Consider the following 2,118-nt stretch of genomic DNA (forward strand, 5'->3'; position numbering starts at 1 on the left):
CAGGGGAAATTGGGGGGACTTGGGGGAATACGTTGAGCGCAAGGCACGCAGGCTTGTGGCCCGCATGCGTTGAACTCAGCGCCCTGACCAGCAGGGCACACGAGATTTAGATCTTACCGACCAGGTCGATGGAAGGGGCCAAAGTCTTGGCGCCTTCTTTCCACTTGGCTGGGCATACTTGGCCGGGGTTGGCGGCGGTGTACTGGGCAGCGGTCAGCTTGCGCAATGTCTCAGACACGTCACGGGCAATTTCGTTGGAATGGACTTCCATGGTCTTGATCATGCCGTCTGGGTTGATCACGAAGGTACCGCGCAAAGCCAGGCCGTCTTCTTCGATGTGCACGCCAAATGCGCGTGTCAGCTTGTGTGTCGGATCACCCACCAATGGGAACTTGGCTTTGCCCACAGCTGGCGAAGTCTCGTGCCACACTTTGTGCGAGAAGTGGGTGTCGGTGGTGATGATGTACACCTCAGCGCCAACTTTTTGGAAAGCAGCGTAGTTGTCAGCGGCGTCTTCGATTTCTGTGGGGCAGTTGAAAGTGAAAGCTGCTGGCATGAAGATGAACACGTTCCACTTGCCCTTGAGGGTAGCTTCGGTGATTTCGACAAATTTGCCGTTGTGGAAGGCTTGGTTTTTGAACGGCTGAACTTGGGTATTGATCAAAGAGGACATGGTCATTTCCTGGGTTGGTTTTAGAAAAACTATCGAATGAGAAAACTCATTGACGCCAATCATAGCCCGAACTGGGGTTTCTACTGATCAATTGTTCCTATCGACCCGATAGGGAAAAGCTTATCCCCTCTGCCTTGCCCCACGCCCATCCCAGAAGCCTCAAGTGATTGTGGATGGCTTCGCCGTCCGCGCAAAGGCCACAGCCGCCAACAGCCAAGCGGCAATCCAGGCACTGCCGCCCCAAGGCACAAAGGTGCGCAAGCCCTCAAAACCCAGCAAAGCCCGGGCATACAAATTAAAACTGAACAACACCATGCCCACCACCATCAGGCCCCCCGAAGCCAGCCACCAGCGAGACGGCCCGCGCGAGCTGACCGCAAAAGCGACCAAGAGCAGCCCCAAAGCGTGAAATTGTTGCTGGTTCAAAGCCGTTTGCACCATGGCTGGCACGCCCCCTGCAAACTGCGGCAAATGCGCAAAAGCGGCGCTGAAAACCACACTCAGACCGGCGCACAAAGCGCCAAAAACCCAGAAAAATGAAGCCATCATTTCGTTTGATCCCAGGCAAAGCCATCGGTTAAAAGCGCCATTGTCTTCGACGCCCACATCCATATCAGACTTCCAAGCGCCCAAGCCGGGCCAGGTAACAGGCGAATTGACAAAACACAACAAGGACAGGCCGTGAAAATGCTGACCCTTTTGTCTTGACCGGCTGCGGATGGACGCGAATGGAGCGCTGGAGTTCATGTTTTAAATGACCGAATTGCGCCTTCGCATGGGGGTTCTCCAAATGGAAGCCAACAAATAAACCGCTGTTGCACCGCTCGGCTGCGAGGGGCCATCCCCGCCTGAATGTGCATAATTGACGTTGACGTAACGTCAACCACATTCAGGAGCAACACATGGACATTCAAGGCAAAGTTTTCATCGTCACCGGCGGCGCATCGGGCTTGGGCGAAGGGACGGCCCGCATGCTGGCGGCCAACGGCGGCAAAGTGGTCATCGCCGACATGCAGGCTGAAAAAGGCGAAGCGATTGCCAAAGAACTGGGCGGCGCATTTGTCAAATGCGATGTGAGCAACGAAGCCGACGGCCAAGCCGTGGTGGCCCAGGCCGTATCCATGGGCCGACTCTCTGGCCTCATCAACTGCGCAGGCATCGCCCCCGCCGAAAAAACCGTGGGTAAAAACGGCGCGCACAGCCTGGCCGTCTACACCAAGACCATCATGGTCAACCTGGTGGGCAGCTTCAACATGATCCGCCTGGCGTCTGAGGCCATGTGCCAAAACGAGCCCGAAGCCACCGGCGAGCGTGGCGTGCTGATCAGCACCGCCAGCGTAGCCGCTTACGACGGGCAAATTGGCCAGGCCGCTTACGCCGCATCCAAAGGCGGCATCGTCGGCATGACCTTGCCCATTGCCCGCGACCTGGCCCGCAACGGCATC

At 56.9% G+C, this 2,118-nt stretch carries 3 protein-coding genes; 1 reads left to right on the forward strand and 2 read right to left on the reverse strand.

Going from position 1 to position 2,118, the window contains the following annotated elements:
• Positions 1–106: 106 nt before the first annotated feature.
• Both ahpC and Q0341_RS11565 read right to left on the reverse strand, forming a co-directional pair.
• The gene (ahpC, locus tag Q0341_RS11560; protein WP_299513414.1) at positions 107–673 is read right to left on the reverse strand and encodes an alkyl hydroperoxide reductase subunit C; all 567 of its coding nucleotides are present in this window, start codon (positions 671–673) and stop codon (positions 107–109) included.
• 159 nt (positions 674–832) lie between these two features.
• Positions 833–1,219: a DUF423 domain-containing protein gene (locus Q0341_RS11565; protein WP_299513416.1), complete on the reverse strand. Its 387-nt coding sequence runs from the start codon at positions 1,217–1,219 to the stop codon at positions 833–835.
• 356 nt (positions 1,220–1,575) lie between these two features.
• On the opposite strand from Q0341_RS11565, the gene Q0341_RS11570 reads away from it, so the two are divergent.
• Positions 1,576–2,118 (forward strand): SDR family NAD(P)-dependent oxidoreductase (locus tag Q0341_RS11570; RefSeq protein ID WP_299513419.1); only part of this gene is annotated, 543 nt, incomplete at its 3' end.

Origin of the sequence: uncultured Limnohabitans sp., from assembly GCF_937889215.1 — a bacterium.
Classification (GTDB): Bacteria; Pseudomonadota; Gammaproteobacteria; order Burkholderiales; family Burkholderiaceae_C; genus Limnohabitans_A.

What these genes read in the sequence shown, in the direction of transcription:
- ahpC (WP_299513414.1), bottom strand. Translation starts at nt 673, where the DNA reads ATGTCCTCTTTGATCAATACCCAAGTTCAGCCGTTCAAAAACCAAGCC.
- Q0341_RS11565 (WP_299513416.1), bottom strand. Translation starts at nt 1,219, where the DNA reads ATGGCTTCATTTTTCTGGGTTTTTGGCGCTTTGTGCGCCGGTCTGAGT.